Source organism: Microbulbifer guangxiensis, assembly GCF_021729075.1.
Classification (GTDB): domain Bacteria; phylum Pseudomonadota; class Gammaproteobacteria; order Pseudomonadales; family Cellvibrionaceae; genus Microbulbifer; species Microbulbifer guangxiensis.
The window spans coordinates 526,789-543,049 of the sequence record NZ_JAJSAQ010000003.1 but is presented as its reverse complement, the minus strand read 5'-3'; the positions used below and the strand labels follow the sequence as shown (position 1 = coordinate 543,049).

The 16,261-nt window shown below is 61.3% G+C and carries 14 protein-coding genes; 5 read left to right on the top strand and 9 right to left on the bottom strand.

What is annotated here, in order from left to right; all coding sequences use genetic code 11:
- Positions 1-785: 785 nt before the first annotated feature.
- The 6 genes from LVD12_RS09330 to LVD12_RS09305 all read right to left on the bottom strand — a co-directional run bounded on the left by LVD12_RS09330 (position 786) and on the right by LVD12_RS09305 (position 6,656).
- Entirely contained in the window at positions 786-1,841 is a 1,056-nt protein-coding gene (locus LVD12_RS09330; RefSeq protein ID WP_237067428.1) for a zinc-binding dehydrogenase, read from the bottom strand.
- 133 nt (positions 1,842-1,974) lie between these two features.
- Entirely contained in the window at positions 1,975-3,174 is a 1,200-nt protein-coding gene (locus LVD12_RS09325) for a multidrug effflux MFS transporter (RefSeq protein ID WP_237067427.1), read from the bottom strand.
- 100 nt (positions 3,175-3,274) lie between these two features.
- The gene (locus LVD12_RS09320) at positions 3,275-3,751 is read right to left on the bottom strand and encodes a potassium channel family protein (RefSeq protein WP_237067426.1); all 477 of its coding nucleotides are present in this window, start codon (positions 3,749-3,751) and stop codon (positions 3,275-3,277) included.
- On the bottom strand, positions 3,720-4,175 hold the full coding sequence (gene tadA / locus LVD12_RS09315) for a tRNA adenosine(34) deaminase TadA (protein ID WP_237067425.1): 456 nt from the start codon (positions 4,173-4,175) through the stop codon (positions 3,720-3,722). The genes LVD12_RS09320 and tadA overlap by 32 nt, the downstream gene beginning before the upstream one ends.
- A gap of 49 nt (positions 4,176-4,224) precedes the next feature.
- On the bottom strand, positions 4,225-5,028 hold the full coding sequence (locus LVD12_RS09310) for a putative RNA methyltransferase (protein ID WP_237067424.1): 804 nt from the start codon (positions 5,026-5,028) through the stop codon (positions 4,225-4,227).
- Positions 5,025-6,656: a GMC family oxidoreductase gene (locus LVD12_RS09305; RefSeq protein WP_237067423.1), complete on the bottom strand. Its 1,632-nt coding sequence runs from the start codon at positions 6,654-6,656 to the stop codon at positions 5,025-5,027. The genes LVD12_RS09310 and LVD12_RS09305 overlap by 4 nt, the downstream gene beginning before the upstream one ends.
- 86 nt (positions 6,657-6,742) lie before the next feature.
- Here LVD12_RS09305 and LVD12_RS09300 point away from each other — a divergent pair, with 86 nt between their 5' ends.
- A complete protein-coding gene (locus LVD12_RS09300) occupies positions 6,743-7,429 on the top strand; it encodes a class I SAM-dependent methyltransferase (protein WP_237067422.1) in 687 nt (228 codons plus the stop codon).
- A 58-nt stretch (positions 7,430-7,487) separates the two neighbouring features.
- On the opposite strand, the gene LVD12_RS09295 is transcribed toward LVD12_RS09300, so the two are convergent.
- A complete protein-coding gene (locus LVD12_RS09295) occupies positions 7,488-10,184 on the bottom strand; it encodes a family 20 glycosylhydrolase (protein ID WP_237067421.1) in 2,697 nt (898 codons plus the stop codon).
- A gap of 423 nt (positions 10,185-10,607) precedes the next feature.
- Here LVD12_RS09295 and LVD12_RS09290 point away from each other — a divergent pair, with 423 nt between their 5' ends.
- A complete protein-coding gene (locus LVD12_RS09290; RefSeq protein ID WP_237067420.1) occupies positions 10,608-11,096 on the top strand; it encodes a hypothetical protein in 489 nt (162 codons plus the stop codon).
- A gap of 129 nt (positions 11,097-11,225) precedes the next feature.
- A complete protein-coding gene (locus LVD12_RS09285) occupies positions 11,226-11,720 on the top strand; it encodes an RDD family protein (RefSeq protein ID WP_237067419.1) in 495 nt (164 codons plus the stop codon).
- Positions 11,721-11,746: 26 nt separating this feature from the next.
- Here LVD12_RS09285 and lptG read toward each other — a convergent pair whose 3' ends face one another.
- Both lptG and lptF read right to left on the bottom strand, forming a co-directional pair.
- Positions 11,747-12,808, bottom strand: coding sequence for an LPS export ABC transporter permease LptG (gene lptG / locus LVD12_RS09280; RefSeq protein ID WP_237067418.1), 1,062 nt, complete (start codon positions 12,806-12,808; stop codon positions 11,747-11,749).
- Positions 12,801-13,946: an LPS export ABC transporter permease LptF gene (gene lptF, locus LVD12_RS09275; RefSeq protein ID WP_237067417.1), complete on the bottom strand. Its 1,146-nt coding sequence runs from the start codon at positions 13,944-13,946 to the stop codon at positions 12,801-12,803. Before lptF ends, lptG begins: the two co-directional genes overlap by 8 nt.
- A 197-nt stretch (positions 13,947-14,143) precedes the next feature.
- Here lptF and LVD12_RS09270 point away from each other — a divergent pair, with 197 nt between their 5' ends.
- Together LVD12_RS09270 and LVD12_RS09265 are read left to right on the top strand one after the other, a co-directional pair.
- Positions 14,144-15,610, top strand: a complete 1,467-nt coding sequence (locus LVD12_RS09270) for a leucyl aminopeptidase (RefSeq protein WP_237067416.1) — start codon at positions 14,144-14,146, stop codon at positions 15,608-15,610.
- Positions 15,611-15,810: 200 nt separating this feature from the next.
- On the top strand, positions 15,811-16,239 hold the full coding sequence (locus LVD12_RS09265; RefSeq protein WP_237067415.1) for a DNA polymerase III subunit chi: 429 nt from the start codon (positions 15,811-15,813) through the stop codon (positions 16,237-16,239).
- Positions 16,240-16,261 lie beyond the last annotated feature (22 nt).

Sequence of the window (16,261 nt, the reverse complement as noted above, 5' to 3'; positions counted from 1 at the left end):
CAGACCCACAGCCCAACCCCTAACAAACAACAACCTCAAAATGAACACCCAAGGAAAAAATGAAAGACACGCCAGTGATGCCCCGGGTGCTGCTATCGATATGTACAGATGGAAAAATCACTAAAGTATGCCTCGCCTATAAACTTATCGCTACAGTTCTAAGTCAGTCCAAGTATGGCGCGCATTGCATCATCAGAGGGGAAGATATCGCTTGTTAAGTCGAAATACTGCTATTGAACTACAAAAAGGCTGAGCTCTCTTGGTGAAGCTTCCAAAACTATATTCATGAGCGTCATTGGTATACCCAGGCGATGTACTTGCAAGGCTACCTCCCCTGCCCTGAGCGACTATCTCATTCACTAGCGCTCTTATCACGGCACACCTATCGCCGAGCATCATGCGGCATATTCTCAACCAACAGATGTGAGCTCAGAATACAACGAAAGCCTTGCAGATAGCAGTGAGCATTTCCGTACCGCTAAGAAACCATCCATCACAGGAAAATGTATTGCATCATTGTTTAGCCTCAGGGCAGCGGAAGCGTGGCAATACGGGATGAGGCCAGTCATTTCAGATGCATAGGACTTCTAGCAGGGGTTAGTGGCCGTGCGGCCTTACCGCATCCTGAAATAGTCTCAACATTGCACCCGTGCATTTGCAGTGCAGAAAAGTTCTCCCCGGGCGAGTCTATTTCTACCTACAACCCAGTGCGGCCGCCTCTGCCACCGAAGCAATACGCTAGAGACTGTGCACGAGAAACCTCAGCAGCATCCGAACCGACTGACTTAGTTGCTATCCACTGGCGGATCGTTGAGCCGGCCTGTGTTCAAAACTACCTTCCCCACCGAACCCCCACTCCGCAAGCATGCAATCGCCTCATGCGCCTGCTCAAAATCAAACTCATGTCCCACATGCGGCGCCGGCAAACCCATTCCGGCACAACCATCCAGTAGTGCTTCAAAAAGCGACTGTTCCTGCCACAGCCAGAGCAGGTTGAAGGCCAGTACCGAGCGGTTGCTGCTGATCATATCCATGACGTCATAACGGGGCCGATTCAGGTAGAGCCAGGCGGCCTTGAGCCAGTTGGGTCTATTCCCCGGGGTAAATTCGGCAGCGCCGAAGACCACCAATCTGCCCATGGGTGCCAGGGCTTCGAAGGACTGCTTCTGGATCTTGCCACCGATGCCGTCCAATACGGCATGCAGCCGCCGGCCGGCAAGTTGTGATTTGAGCTGACTGGCAAAGTCGGCTCCGCGCACGATCACTTCATCGAAGCCCTGCTGCTGCAGGAACCGGCGCTTGCCCTCCGAGCCCGCAGTACCGATCGGGGTAGCCCCCATCTGGCGCAACATGCGCATGGCCTGCAGGCCGACGCCACCTGCGGCGCTGTGAACGAGAATATTCTGGCCCGGTTTTACAGCTCCAAGATCATTCAAAGCGTAATAAGCGGTGAGGCTCTGCACCGGGAATGCAGCCGCCTCGGCAAAGCGCCAGTCTGCCGGTATTCTCCGGCAGTGCCGAGGTAATACATCCAGGCAGTCCGTGTAGCCACCGAAGCGGGTGCAGCCGTATACCCGGTCCCCTGCGCTCAAGCCGGTATCCGCCGCTGCGCCAACCTCTGCCACGATGCCGGCAAATTCCAGGCCGGGCACAAAGCTGCCCCTGGGCGTAGCGGAATAGAGCCCGGTCAGCGCAAAGATATCGGCAAAATTGAGACCGACGGATTCAACCCGGATACGGATCTTCTCGCGATCCAAAACACCCAGCGGCTCCTCCACCAGGTGCAAATTACTGATGGCTCCGGCTTTGGCCGTGCGCCAGACGCGTCGCAATTTTGACATGGGTACCTTCCCGATTATTGGCTCATCGCCTTATCGCCAGGTGCTGGGGCAGGCATAGTCTCAGGGGGAAACGCTCCCTGACCCAGCCTTCTCCAGACGTTCTGGCAATTCCGTGCGAGCCCTGCCCCAAGGCTCAGCTTCCCCTGGCCAACTGGGGCTCAAAGCGCAACGTGATCATGGACAGACACTGTGCCAGCAGCGCACAGGTCATGATACCGGCCACCAGCGGAAGTGGTTCGCCATCGAAGAACAGACTGACCACCACGATGCCCACCGCCCCGAGTAACATCTGCAGCGCACCACCGAGGGCCGCCGCGGTACCGGCGATGGGGCCGTGTGCCTCCAGCGACAGCACCATGGTGGTGGGAACCACCAGGCCAAGGAACGCATTGCTGATCATCAGCATGGTAATGAGCAGGGGGAAGCTGTCCGCACCGAGGGAGAACAATGCGAACATCGCGGTGGCGCTCGCAGCAAAACTGGTTATCGCCCACTTCACCACCACTACCTGTCCGTATCGTTCGCCAAGGGTGGCGGCAAACTGGCTGGCGATAAAGAAACCGACCGCGTTGAGGGAGAATGCCAGGCTGAACTGGGTGGATGTCAGCCCATAATACCCGGTGTAGATAAAAGAAGAGGTGGACAGGAAGATAAAGAAGCTCGCCATACCCAAGCCACCGATGGCGGTCAGGCCCATATAGCCGCGATCGCGGAACAGGGTATGGAAAGCCCGCATCATGGCAGAAAACCGGAAAGGGACCCGCTGCTTTTCCGGCAGGGTTTCCGGCAGGCTCCAAAACGCGAGCGCCAGTCCCAGCAGCGCTGCCAATCCCACCGCAACAAACACCGCTGGCCAGCCGAAGGGAGTAATCACCAGGCTCCCCACCAAGGGGGCCAGCATCGGTGAGATGGAGATCACCAGCATGACCGTGGTCATCAGGCGTGTGGCGCGGGTGCCGGTGTAGCAGTCCCGGATCACAGCACGGGGGATGGACATGCCCGCAGCAGCGCCGATGCCCTGCAGGAAGCGCAGCGCGATCAGCCACTCGATGGACGTAACCAGCGCACAGCCAATCGAGGCCACTGCAAACAGGCCGAGGCCGAAATAGAGCGGCGGCTTGCGCCCGAACATGTCCGCTGCCGGACCGTACAGCAACTGGCTCACGCCGAAGGCAATAAAAAATGACATCAGGGTGTACTGGGTCAACTCTACCGGCGCATCCAGGCTCTCGGCGATCTGCGGCAGTGCCGGCAGGTACATATCGATGGCGAAAGGGCCAACACAACTGAGCAGCCCGAGAATCAGGGCCATCTTGATAAAACCGGGGTTCATTACTGCTTTAAACCTTATCGGCCCAGCTCCGGTGTCACGGAGCGGAGCACTTTTTATTGAATTACTGAGCCGCGCAAGGAAAACACGAGCAGAATCCGTTTCAGTGACCGGTTCCGTCTTGCCGGTGGATCCAGTATCTCTGCATCTTCAGGAACATGAATGAAGCGGTCCAGGTAATCATCACGAGACCGGTCAGCGCTTCCAGCCCTGCAGTGAATCGCAGGTGTCCCAGCGGCTCGATATCCCCGAACCCGAGCGAGGTATAGGTGGTGAAGGAGAAGTAGGCACAATCAATCAGTGTGCCGTCAAAATTTCCCTGCAAAGTCTCGAAAGACTCTGAATGCACCATGTAGAAATAGCCGATGGCGAAAAGCCAGATCTCGATAATATGGGCAATGAGCGCACCGAACACACCGATCAGCAGTGCCAGGTTACGGTGTACTGTCAGTTTCTGGCCGATTCGGAACAGGCCATTCAGGGCTTCATGGTGAATCACCACCACTGTGGCCACCAGCAGGGTATTGATCAGGAATGCCAGCGCCATCTCAACGCTTTCGTTGGAAAAAGTCCCTGACAAGATCTCCACCCTCCTCAGCCATGACACCGCCCTCGACGGCAATGCGGTGATTGAAGAATCCTGCCTGCCCCAACTGCAGCTGGCTTTCAACCACCCCGGCACGGGGCTCAGTGGCGCCGTAAACCAGCCGTGCGATCCGCGCGTGCACCATGGCCCCGAAGCACATGGTACAGGGTTCTATGGTCACGTACAGGGTGGCCTCCGGCAGGCGATAATTGCCGGCACGCTCGGCCGCACGGCGCAGGGCGACGATCTCCGCATGGGCACTGGGGTCACAGTTGCCAATGGGCCGGTTGCTGCCCTCACCGATGATCTCCCCGTTTTGCACCACCACCGCGCCCACCGGGACCTCGCCCCGCTCAGCGGCGATCTCTGCCAGCTCCAGGGCCCGCTGCATAAATCCGTAATCTCTCGGCGTTGCCATTGGCAGGGTAATTCCAGCTCGGTCTGTGATATGTTGTTTTTGGCAGGATTTATTTGCGACTCACCATGCGCCGCACGACAAAGTCCGCCTCCAGCCTGAGGGTCTCTCGCTGCTCCAGCCCCGCCCGCGCCTCCGCATCGCCCTTCCAGGCGAAGGGTGTCATGGCCAGAAAATCACGGATCGCCTCTGCTCCTCGCAGGGTGAACAGGAAACAGCAGCGCAGCTCCACTTCCGGAACGAACCCCTCCAACGGCTTGGGTGGCGCGTGTTCCCGCGGTTCCCGGTAAAGTGCCTGCTTGAGGGACCAGAGGTGCTCCGGCCCCGGTGCCACATCGACGATCGAGCCACCGGGATTGACCACTCGGTTCAGTTCCGCCGCATCACCGGGGGCAAATACCCGCAGGATATGGTCGACACTGTCTTTGACGATCGGCAGGTCGAAATTCCCGGCCACCACATACTGGCTGTCCCGCTGGGCCTTCGCCGCCATGCGCACACCCGCCTTGGCAATATCCACCCCCGCAAGCGCATCTGCCGGCCAGCCGGCCGCGCGCAGTTGGCGCGTGTAGTAACCTTCACCACAGCCGACATCCAGCAACTGGCGCCCGGACTCGTAGGGCAGCAGGGCGGTGATGGCCTCTGCCAGCGGGCGGTAGTGCCCCGCCTCGAGGAAGCTCCGGCGGGCGCGCAACATATCGGCGGAATCCCCCGGCTCCTTCGAGTGCTTGTGCTGTACCGGCAACAGGTTGACGTAGCCCTCACGCGCGAGGTCAAACAGGTGCCCACTGCCACAATGCCAGTCGTGTTCCCGGCACTCCAGGGGCAGATGGCAGAGGGGGCATTGCCAGATCATTGCAGTTCCAGTGTTTCCAGGTCGACGGCGGCAGCGCGCTCCCTGTTCAGGATTAGCTCTGCAGCCTTTTCGGCGATGGCAATCACCGGCGCATTGGTGTTGCCGCTAATGAGGGTGGGCATTATGGAGGCGTCCACCACCCGCAGTCCATCGACACCGCGGACCCGCAGCTCTGCATCGACGACCGCATCGTCATCACGACCCATTTTGCAGGTCCCCACGGGATGATAGATGGTCTCTGCATGCTGGCGGACAAAAGACTCGATGGCCTTGCGCTTGCTCAATGATTTACCCGGACTCCAGAGGCGTTTCTGGTAACGCTTGAGATCTTCCTGTTCGAGGATCTCCCGTGCCATCTCGAACCCTTCCGCCAGCACCTGCAGGTCATCCGGCTCAGCCAGATAATTGGGCTGGATTCGCGGCAGGTCCCGGGGATTATTGCTCACTAGGGTGATTTCACCACGGCTTTTCGGGCGCAGGGCACAGGCGTGCAGTGAATAACCGTAGCCACGCTCTTTTTTCAGGCCGTGTTCGAACAGCGGTGCGGACGTAAAGTGGAACTGGATATCCGGGTGCGCGCCGGCAAGGCTGGAGCTGGCAAAGCCGCCTGCCTCCGCCACATTGTTGGTGAGCGGTCCGCGGTTGGCGAACAGAAATTCCGGCAGGTGCGCCGCATTTTTCAGCATCGCCCCGAAGGACGTGGAAAAAGTCACAGGCGCCGATGCCTCCACCACCTGGGTAACATCCAGATGATCCTGCAGGTTGCGGCCGACACCGGGCAGATGGGCCTGGGGCACGATGCCCAGCTTTTTCAGTTCCGTCTCATTGCCAATCCCGGAGAGCATCAACAGTTGCGGTGACTGGATGGCCCCCGCGCTGAGAATCACTTCCCGGTTGGCCAGTACCCTGTGGCCATTCAACATTTCCACGCCGATAACCCGGTCGCCACGAAACAACAGTCGAGCGACCTGGCTCTTGGTAAAAATACTGAGGTTGGGCCGGTTCTTCACCGGATGCAGGTAAGCCCGCGCCGAGGAGCAACGCCGGCCATGCTTCTGGGTGACCTGGTAAAACCCGACCCCACTCTGCTGGCTGCCGTTGAAATCGTTGTTCAGGCGATGGCCTGCGGCCTGCGCCGCACGTACAAAGGCATTGCCAGCCTCGGAGCACCACTTGAGATCAGACACCGCCAGTGGGCCATAGCCGCTGTGATGGGCGTCGCTGCCACGCTCATTGCCTTCCGAGAGCAGGAAATATGGCAGCAAATCCCTCCACCCCCAACCGGGGTTGCCGGCGGCCTCCCAGGCATCGTAGTCGGCGCCATTGCCACGGATGTAGATCATGGCATTGATGGCACTGCTGCCGCCAAGTGTGCGGCCGCGGGGCCAGAACAGGCGGCGGTCATTGAGCTCCGGCTGCGGCTCGGTGTAATGATGCAGGTTGTAGCTCTTGCCCGGCACCAGGTAGCTGATCCCGGCCGGCATCTGGATCAGCAGGCTGCGGTCGGTACGCCCGGCCTCCAGCAGGCAGACCCGGTGTTTTTCATCGGCGCTCAACCGGTTGGCCAGCACGCAGCCAGCGGAACCGCCGCCGACAATCACATAGTCGAAGATCATCTCTCGGGGCATCGCGTTATCTCTTTTATCTTCTCCCTCGATACACTGGGACACTACACCCAGTCCCGGGAATTTCCCACCGCAGAGAAGCGTCAAACATGACCGATTCCGAATTCAGCGACGAAAAAGTACTGCGCAGCTGGCGGCGCAATGCAGAACCCTGGCAGCGGGCTATCAATCGCGCCGAGATCGGCAGCCGAGTCCGGGTCACCGATGCTGCAATTGTAGCCGCCGCCCTCGGCTACCGGCCCCGGGCGGCGCTGGATATCGGTTGCGGTGAAGCCTGGCTCTGTCGTGCGCTGGCATCGGAAGGCGTTGTGACGTGGGGTGTGGACGCGGTGCCGGCACTGATTCAGGCGGCGCAGCGCCGGTCGGAGGGAATGGATTGCCAGTTTATGGAAATGCGCTACGAGGAGATGGAATGCGCACGCTTCCCCCAGCGTTTTGACCTGCTGGTGTGCAACTTCTCGCTGATCGGCGAGCAATCGGTCCAGCAGCTGCTGGCCGCGGCCCCCACCCTGCTGCAGCCGGGCGGGCACCTGCTGATCCAGACGTTGCATCCCTGCTGGGCAGGCGACGGCGACTACCAGAGCGGCTGGCGGCAGGGGTCCTGGGAGGGATTTAACAACGAGTTCCGGGATCCCCCACCGTGGTATTTCCGCACGCTAGGGGACTGGATTGCGCTTCTGGGGAGTTCAGGACTGGCTCTTTGCCGGCTGGACGAGCCCGTCGACCCGGCGACGGGCAAGCCCGCCTCCGTCATCTTCCACGCCCGTCCCGTCTGAATCCCCGGTTCGCCGAACCTCGTATCGCTGAGGGAACGGCGGTTGGGGAAACGACAGTTCAGCGCTCTGCGGTCTGGTGGAGTGGAGGCAGCTCCACGGCGCGGCCCGGTCGCTGACCGTCACTGCTGCGGGCCCGCACCGCCAGCGCGCGTTCGGCGTCTGTTACATTCTCGACCGGCTGCCAGCGCTCGCCATCGAACACTTCTACCGGCAGGCCCGGGAACGGCAGTGCGGTGCGTAAGTCGCCATCTATCCGCACGGCGCCCAGGACCGGTACACGGTAACCCACGCCAGCGCGATCCAGCTTGGCCAGTTCCTTGTGCCCCACTGTCGCGGCAAATTCAGCCCAGTCGCGGGCGAGAGCAGCTTTATCGACCAGGTCGGTTTCGGCCGAGAAGGCCTGGCCCTCCCGCGGTGACAGCTCCCATTCAGCGCGATGCCAGGCCCGCTCTGCCAGGGCCAGCAGGCGCGGGTAGACCATGTATTCCACCTGGGCATCGGTGCGCACTACCTCACTCCAGAGCTGCCCCTGGATTCCCCGCACATGCTCGGCGAACTCTGCCGGCGCCGCAGTGGCAGACCAGCCGTTGCCGTCGCGGTCGGTGGACACCTCGGCCAGCTGGGCGGTGTTGAGCGGGGCGTAACTGAAAGTCTTCTCGGTATCGATGTAACGGGAGGCCCAGTAGTAACCGCTCTCCTTCGGGTCCACTTCGTAGGGCATGTCGAAGTAGAGGAAATCGGAATGGGACTGCACCACATCGAAGCCCGCTTCGGCCAGGTGCACACTCTCGTCACCGCCACCCCAGAACAGCGGTCCCCAGGAGTTGGCGTAGTTGTCACCGGTGGCGAGCTCGGCACCGGCCTCTTCGATGCGCTTCACTCCATCATTCCAGGCCGCCATGGTGGTGACACCGGCGTCAGCCAGCAGCGCACTCACGCGCTTGGCGTAGTGTTCACCGAGCTGGTCCAGGGATGCCACTTCGCCCTCTGCCACCAGTTTCTGGCATTGCGGCGAGCCGCTCCAGGGCTGCTGGCGCGCGGAGGCCGGTGCATCGCCCTTTTCCGGGTTCTTGCCGGGCGCGTCTTCAAAACTGCCAGACGCCAGGATATTCACCGCTTCATCCCCGCCAAAGTGCCAGGTCTCCAGGGGCACACCGGCCGCGCTGTGCATCGCCTGCACTTCCCGGATCACCTTTTCCACGAAATGGTAGGTGGAGTCGATGCAGGGGTTAATGTAACTGTCGTCGTAGTACTGTACCGAAAGGTACTGGGTATCGTCCTGCGGGTCGATCAGCCGGTACTCAGCAGCCTGCTCCGGCGCGATCTCTGCCAGGCGGCGATAGCGGGCCTCCATGGCCACCACGGCCGCACGGGCGTGGGCCGGCATGTCGAACTCGGGAATCACCTCGATATGCCGGGCGGAGGCATAGCGCAGGATGTCGACATAGTCGTCGACGGAAAACCAGCCGCTGCCGTTGTTGTCGGCAGCGGGGCCGGAACCCAGCTGCGGCAGCAGGCAGCGGTCCTCAGCCAGGTCGAAACAGCGGCGCCCACCCACTTCGGTCAACTCCGGCAGACCGGGGATCTCCAGCCGCCAGCCCTCGTCATCGGACAGGTGGAAGTGGAAGCGATTCAGCTTGTAGGCCGCCATCTGGTCCAGCAGCCTCAACACCACCGCCTTGGTGTGAAAGTTGCGCCCCACATCGAGGAACATGCCGCGGTGTTCGAACCGCGGCGCGTCCTCGACCACCACCCGGGCCAGGCTCTGCTGCCGGATGTCGGCGAGCGCCAGCAGGGATTGCAGGCCATAGAAGGCCCCCGCCTGGTCATAACCGGTCACCCTGCCCCCGGTATCCCCGGTTTCCAGCCGGTAAGCGCCGCTCACGCCCTCGGCAAAACTCTCTGCGTCGATGACCACCGAAGCGGGGTAGCCATTGGCACCCCCGGCGGTCGACAGCCCCAGAGTTTCCAGGCGCGCCTCGATCGCAGCGAGGCTCTCGTTACTAAGGGGGCCGGGATTCAGGGCGATGCCCTCCCCGACTGATACCGGCTCACCCACCACCTGCGTCCTCAGCGGCTGCGGGATGATGCGCTCACGCCAGCTGTCCACCGTCGCAGCTCCCTCTGAGGTGAAGTCCGCATAACGGCTGGCGGCATCCGCCAGGGTATTGGCGTCTGCCGCGGTGCGCTTCCAGTTGTCCGGGTCGTGCTTGCCGATGGGCTCCACCATCCCATCGATGCTGTCGCTGTCCGTGGATGCAATCACCCGCGCCTGGCCCCCGGCATCCACCACGAACAGCCGTGGCAGGAAGTCGGACTCGAACTGCCTCCAGTACTCGGCCAGGAGATCCAGTTCCAGGGTTTCACCGGCGGCGAGACCGGTGAAGCGCTCGTTGGGCACCAACCGGTGGAGGTCACCTTTGACATGCTCCAGATCGAAGTCATCGCGGTTAAGCAGGCGGAAGGTACGGCGGACACTGTGAAAGTACAGTGTCCATTCGTCTTCATCCGCGCCGATTGCCGGGCCCTCATTGGTCAGCGAGATGCGGTAGGTCGAACAGATGGCACCACTGCCCCCCGCCTTCTTGCACTCCGACCGCAGGGCCTGATCCACCCCCTGGAAGTTGGTCAGCACCTCCTGGGTTACGAGGAAGTGGTCGGCGATCCGCTTGGCGACCGGGTTCTGAACCTCTTCTGGATTGCCGCAGGCGGCGACCAGCATGGAAAGGACAAAGACGGGAAGGAGACGGTTCATAGGGCTTCTGGCTTTTATCTGATTATCGTGTGACGAGCCTCCCCATTCTGCGTCACGTGCCGACAAAAGACAACGCTGTCATCCCCACAGCGAAAAGGAATAAAGCGCCAGGCCGCTATGGTCTGCCGGTGGCGCCTCCTAGATTAAATTTGCATATCAACGATTTTTGCGCCGCCTCTCCGGTGATAAAAAACAATGGCGCAGGGGTGGTCGCAGCCCCCGGATTTTCGGCAACAATAAACGGGGCCAGCGCTCACGCGGCCTGTGACGCAATGACCAAATTCCACATCAAATCCACACAGCGGGCTTGCGCTTCTGCTGTTGGGTATGAGATACAACAGTTCGCAAAAGGGTGAACCATAATAAATTCAGCGGCGGTTAACGCGCCGCGCAGGAAGAAGTAAACACCCCGGGGTAGATCCAATGGAACTCTGCAGCAATAGTCCTCGTGCCATCCGACACCTCCCGTATGTGTTCGCCCTGTTTTTGTCGCCAATCTCTACCAATTGCCTCGCCGACGAACTTTTCATCCCCGATTCCAACACCGCCCTGAACCTGCAGGCGGACAATGCCTTCTTTGTCGACAGTGCTTTCGGAATGGACAATACCGCCCTCTACAAGTCGGCGGAGAACCTGCGCAACAACTCCATGGGCAATGTGCAGCGCCAGCTGAATTACCAGTGGCTGCAAATGTACACGAACCCCGACGAATTCGAGCCCACCACCGGTGGCAAGGCCGTCAATGAGATCCTCAAGATGGGCTGGCGCACCTGGCGGGAGCAGAATCGTCGCAGCAGCAGTAATGGCCTGCTGCGCTATACGGACGGTCATGGCAAAATCGGCCAGGCCTTTGACTACGATGTGCGCCTGTCTGGCGACAAGTTCAAGTTCTCTTTCGAGTACGAGTTCTGATACTCGATCCGCGGACACGGAAGTCCGACCACTCCTGCCCTTCCCGCATCCCCGCACGCACTGCCATCCCCTTCACCACCGGCTCTGATAGAATCCGCCGCCATACCATCAGTTCAGGCGGAGTAACCCGTGACCCAGCAGCAGCCCCCTAGCAGTTTTACCGATTTGCCCTATGCCGGTGTCGGCAGGCGCCTCGCGGCGCTGGTCTATGACGCGCTGATCGTTCTGGGTCTGCTGATGGTTTACGGCTTCCTGGCCATCATGGTGGCCTCGGCAGTTGGCGGGCTGGAATGCAAACCGGGGGAGCTGGATTACACCCCCTGTGTCGGCGGGCCGCTGGTACAGCTGGGAATGCTGGTGGTGGTTGCCGGCTACTATTTCTGGTCGTGGCGGGGCGCCGGCCAGACCATCGGCATGCGCGCCTGGCGACTGATGGTCGCGAGCCCGCAAGGTGTTCAGCTGAGCTGGAGCCAGTGCGCGATTCGCGCACTGGTGGCACCTGTCTCACTGACTCTCTTCGGTGCCGGCTATTTCTGGGCCTGGACCCGGGGCGACCGCGCCAGCTGGCACGATCTGGCTTCCGGCTCACAGGTACGGCTGCTGCCCAAACCGGGCAAGAAGTGATCGGCCGGGAGCGACCTGCAGTCGGGCTAGCGGGCCCGCCGCAACAGCATCCAGCCCAGGGCAAAGCAGAGCAGGATCGGCACCAGTACCGCCACAAAAGGTGAGAAGCCGAATACCAGCGACGACGGCCCGAGCATGTCCTGCAGGAACTTGAACACAATCCCTACGATTACGCCGGTAAACACCCGCAGGCCGGTGGTCACCTCCCGCAGCGGACCAAAGATGAAGGAGATCGCCACCATCACCAGGCTGGCGATGGTGAGCGGCTGCAGCAGCTTTTTCCAGAACTGCAGCCAGTAGCGGCCGGCATCCTCTCCCTTGCGATCGAGGAAGCGTCCGTAGGACCACAGGCTGCTGGGCGACAGGTCGGAAGGTAGCGGTACCAGCAGCGAGAACAGCTGCGGTGAGATGTCCGTCTGCCAGATCCCGCGGTCCCGGGCGTCACTCTCCACGAACTCCTCAGAGAAGCGCGTGGCGCGGCTGTTGTTCAGCACCCAGTTGTCTTCGGCAAACTGTGCCCGCTCGGCGAACTCCACCCATTCCAGTTCCCGCTCGCCGCCAAAGTGGTAGCGGGTAATACCGTACAGGCGGCCGCCGGCAATCGCCGCATTGAAGTGGATAAACTCATCGCCGTCACGCATCCACATGCCGCTTTCAAGGCCGGCATCCTCGAGGTCACCAAGGGCTATCGCCTTGCGGCTCTCCGCCGTCTGGTTGGTCAGTGGCACAACGTATTCGGCCAGCGCCAGCCCGAGAGCAATCAACAGGATGACCGGCTTCATCACCGCCCAGGCAATGCGGCCGATGGAGACACCGGCGGCGCGCATCACGGTCAATTCGCTGGTACCGGCCAGGGTACCCAGACCGACCATGCAGCCCACCAGCGCGGAAAAGCCCAGCTGCTCGTAAAGCCGGCCGGGAATGGTCCAGATCACATACTGGATCATCTGCCAATTCTGGTAATCCGCGTCCCGCTCACCCCACTCATCGACGATGGCAAAGATGATGTCCAGCCCGAGGATCACCATCAGCACGGCGCCCACGGACAGGGCCACGGTGCGGCCGATATACATATCGAGCTTATGCATGGCGCGCCTCCGTACCGGGCTGCGGACTGCCCGCTCCGGGATCTCGCTTGGGCTTACGGCCCCAGTTACGTCCGCCGAGAAGCAGCAGCCCCAGGATCAGGAATGGCGGGTGCACCAGCCAGATCACGGCCGGATTCTCAAACTTGCCATCCTCCACTGCGCCCCGGACACCCTGCAGTAATACCAGGTAAACCATGTAGAGCAGGATGGCGGGGATCATCTTGGCGTAGCGACCCTGGCGGGGATTGGTGCGGCTGAGTGGCACTGCCAGCACTGCCACCACCAGCACCAGCACCGGCAGGCTGAAGCGGTAGTGCAGGTAGGCCCGCTCCTCGCGGCCATCGCTGCGGAGCAGGTCCAGGGTAGAGGCAGCCTCGATGCGGTCGCTGGAACTCTGGCGCAGCCGCGGGATATCCAGCAGGATCTCGTAGCTGTCGAACTTCATCACCCGGTAGTCCCGCTGCCCGGGCACACCCTCGTAGCGGTAGCCGTCCTGCAGCACCAGGTAGCGCAGCCCGGTCTCAGCATCGATCTTCTGAACCCCGATGCGGGCGAAATGCACGATCTGGTAATCGGTCTCGGTATCGGCACGGGTGGAACCCAGCTCAGCCAGAAACACGTCATACATGGTGGATTTGTCCTCACTGAGCGCATCGGCGTAATAGACCGCCCTGTCGCCCTCAGTGGAGACAAATTTCTTCGGTACCAGGTGATCGAATTCGTTGCGGGACTTGTCAGCGGTCAACAGGCCGGAGGATCGCTCGGCACCAGTAGGCGTGAAATACAGGCTCATGGCGCCAACGACCAGTGCCACCAGCAGCGCAGGCGCCAGGGTGTAAGTGAGCAGCCGGCGCTCACTGAAGCCGCAGGCGTGCAGCACCGTCATCTCGCTCTCTATGTAGAGCCGGCCGTAGGCCAGCAGGATGCCGACAAAGAAACCCAGCGGCAGCACCAGCTCCAGGAAGCCAGGCAGCCGGTACCCCATAAGGGAAAACAGGATACCCGCGGACAGGTCTCCCGCCGCCGCCTCGGCCAGATATTTCACGAAGCGACCGCTCATCGCCATCAGCAGCAATACAGCGCTGACTGCCAGCGTGGCGAAAAGCAGCTCGCGGCAGAGGTAGCGGAAGATAATCACAGGATAAACGCGTTCCTTGGTGACAGCGGAGACTGGCAGTTTGGATCAAATTTGATCAAGTTTGGGGCCCTTGCAGCATTCCCGGCCACCAGGGGTTAAACTTGTGCGCGCATTATCGCCAAATTTATTTCCGATGTCTCGGTCGCGAGGCATCCCCGCGGACTAAGAGTGGGTCAATAAGAGAAGGAAAAGGAATCATGCAGTTCTCTGCCAAGGTCTCCGAAGCCAACAAACAACGTACCGCCTGCGCCATCATCCCCGTCGATGCCAAAAACCGGCTGTCCGCCAGCGGCACTGCGCTGGACGAGGCCTGTGGCGGCGCCATCAGCAAACTGCTGAAGCGTAACGACCTGGGCAGCCGAGTGGGCGCCACCCAACTCCTGCCCATGACCGAGGGCCCGGCAGAGCGCGTGTTGCTGGTGCGCAGTGGCGAGGGTGTGCTGAGCCAGGCCGATTTCCGCAAGCTGGCAAAAGCGAGTGCTGAGGCGGTCAAAGGCTACAAAGACGTCTTCAGCTACCTGACGGAACTGGAGGTCACTGAGGCAGACAGCGCCTGGCAAGCGCAGCAACTCGCCCTGGCAGCCGGCCTGGCCACCTACAAATTCACCCGCTGCCTCAGCAACGCCAAACCGCACGCCCTGGCCAAGTTTCAGGTGCATGCACCAGATCGCAAGCAACTGAAAGCGGTCAAGGATGGCGTGGCCATGGGGGCCGCCCAGGCCACCGGCAGCAATGTGGCGCGGGAGCTGGGCAACCTGCCCGGCAACATCTGCACCCCCACCTATCTCGCCAACCAGGCCAAAGAGCTGGCGAAAAAACACACAAAAATCACCACCTCCGTGGTGGATGCCAAAAAAATGCAGTCCCTGGGCATGGGCGCCTTCATGAGCGTCGCCAAGGGCAGTGACGAGCCGCCGGCGCTGATCGCCATGCAGTACAAGGGTGGCAAGGCCGGCGAGAAGCCGGTGGTGCTGGTGGGCAAGGGTATTACCTTCGATACCGGCGGCATCAGCCTGAAGCCCGGCCAGGCCATGGACGAGATGAAGTTCGACATGTGCGGGGCCGCCAGTGTGTTCGGCGTCATGGCCGCACTGGCCGAGCTGCAGCCGGCCATCAATGTGGTGGGCCTGGTGGCCGCCGCGGAGAATATGCCCAGCGGCCGCGCCAGCAAGCCCGGCGATATCGTCACCTCCATGTCCGGCAAGACCATCGAGATCCTCAACACCGATGCCGAGGGGCGCCTGGTGCTGTGCGATGCCCTCACCTACGCTGCCAAATTCAAGCCGGAAGTGGTGATCGATGTCGCCACCCTCACCGGTGCCTGTGTGATCGCGCTGGGTAACCATGCCACCGGCCTGTATGCCAACAAGGACGAACTGGCGCAGGCCCTGATCAAGGCCGGTGAGCGCACTGGCGACCGCGCCTGGCAGATGCCCCTGTGGGACGAATACCAGTCCTCTCTGGATTCCAATTTTGCCGACATGCAGAATATCGGCGGCCGCGAAGCCGGCTCGGTTACCGCCGCCTGCTTCCTGTCGCGCTTTGCCGAGGACTATACCTGGGCCCACCTGGATATTGCCGGCAGCGCATGGAATTCCGGTGGCAACAAGGGTGCCACCGGCCGTCCGGTGCCGCTGTTAATGGAATACTTACTCACTAAATAAGGTTTGGCCCTAAGCCTTCACATAGGGACAAAGCGAAGGCTCTGGGGCCGGCAGTTACTGGCGGGACCGTCGGAGGCATGGATGCCGACGCCGAGCTTACAGGGATGCATGCACAGCGTGTCCCGCCAGTAACTGCCGGCCTCAGAGCCGCTAGTGCGCCCGGATAGCTCATCCACTAAAGACTTGCCGGCACCTGCTACATGACCCGCATCGACTTCTATATCCTCTCGTCCGACACCATGGAATCCGGAGACCAGTTCGCCTGCCGGCTGGCCGAGAAAGCCTATCGCGCCGGCCTGCGGGTGCTGGTGGCGGTGGACAACGCCGAGCGGGCCGAAACCCTAGACAGGCTGCTGTGGACCTTCCGCGAGGACACCTTTGTGCCCCACGACCGCCAGCAGGCGGAGAAACAGGCCGCGGTGGAGATCAACTGCGGAGAGGACCCCGGTGCCCATCACGGCCTGCTGATCAACCTGTGCAGCGAGGTGCCCGGCTGGTTCAGCCGCTTCGAGCGCCTGGCCGAGATCGTCATCCAACAACCAGAGGCCCTTGCCCGTTCGCGCCAACGCTACAGCTACTTTCGCGACCGCGGATATCCGTTACAATCTCATCGCATCAGTAACCACTAACTCCGCTCCCCCGGGACTCAGC